The following is a 1,327-nucleotide window of genomic DNA, read 5'->3' on the forward strand; positions in this document are numbered from 1 at the left end:
GGGCCTGTGGAGATTTTTGTGTGTGAGCCGCTCCATTGAGATCAGGCTTCCAGCACGAACCGGTCGCCGAACTGGATCGCAAGCTGGGTTTTGGCAGCGTGCCATTGGACGGGTGGCCGTTTCCACTTCGCCTGCACATTTCGCAGTGCCAGGTAGATCAGTTTGATCGCCGCCTCATCGCTTGGGAAGTGGCCCTTGTTGCGCACTGCCTTTCGCACCTGGCTGTTCAGCGACTCGATGGCATTGGTGGTGTAGATGATCCGGCGCACCTCAGGCGAGAAGGCGAAGAACGGGATGACCTCAGACCAGCGTCGCTGCCAGCTTGCCGCCACTGCCGGGCACTTCCGCCCCCATGGTCCTTGCTCGAAGTCGGCCAGCGCCTGCTCGGCGGCCTCGGCGCTGGGAGCGGCATAGATCGGCCGCAACGCCTGGGCCAGCGCCTTACGCTCCTTCCAGGACGCGAACTGCATCGAGTAGCGGATCAGATGCACGATGCAAGTCTGGACCACGCAGTCGGGGAAGGCGCTGGTGATCGCCTCGGGAAAGCCCTTGAGGCCATCGACGACGGCGATGAGGATATCGTTGGTGCCGCGGGCGCGGAGCTCGTTCATGATCCGCATCCAGAACTTTGCCCCCTCGGTCTGCTCGATCCACAGGCCGAGGACCTCCTTGCGACCCTCGCAGGTCATGCCGATGGCGAGGAACACGGCCTTGTTACGGACCATGCCCTCGTCGCGGATCTTCACCCGCAGGGCGTCGAAGTAGACGATCGCATAGGTCGTCTCGAGCGGCCGGTTCTGCCAGCTCTGGACCTCATCGATCACGCTCTCGGTAATCGCCGAGACCAGATCCGGCGAGATATCGACGCCATAGATCTCGATGATGTGATCGCGGATATCCCGCGTGCTCATGCCCCGGGCATACATGGCGATGATCTTGTCATCGAAGCCGGGGAAGCGGCGCTGGTACTTGCCGATCAACACCGGGTCGAACCGCCCGTGCCGGTCGCGCGGGATATCGAGGATGATGCGCTCAGCGCCCGTATCCACCGTCTTGGGGCTTGTCCCGTTGCGATGGTTGCCTGAGTGCTGCTCATCATCGCCATCCAGATGGACGTCCATCTCGGCGTTGAGCATGCGCTCGGCCAGTGCCTTTTTGAGCTCGCCGGCGAGTGACTCGAAGTCCGCCGCGCCACGAGCCCCACGCTCGCGGATCAGCTCGTCGAGAATATCCCGGTTAATACCGTCGGTGTGCTTCTTACGTGCCATACGTTCATCTCCCTGTCGGATCTATCGTATGGCTCACACACAGAATTACCTACACTCCC

Annotated in this window: 1 protein-coding gene; it reads right to left on the bottom strand. The window is 61.9% G+C overall.

The window, feature by feature from the left end; genetic code table 11:
- Positions 1-41 precede the first annotated feature (41 nt).
- Positions 42-1,268 (bottom strand): IS256 family transposase, encoded by a 1,227-nt coding sequence (locus V6X63_RS10635; protein WP_367978923.1) that lies wholly within the window; start codon positions 1,266-1,268, stop codon positions 42-44.
- Between the last annotated feature and the right edge of the window lie 59 nt (positions 1,269-1,327).

This window comes from Spiribacter onubensis, from assembly GCF_040838425.1.
GTDB classification, from domain to species: Bacteria; Pseudomonadota; Gammaproteobacteria; order Nitrococcales; family Nitrococcaceae; genus Spiribacter; species Spiribacter onubensis.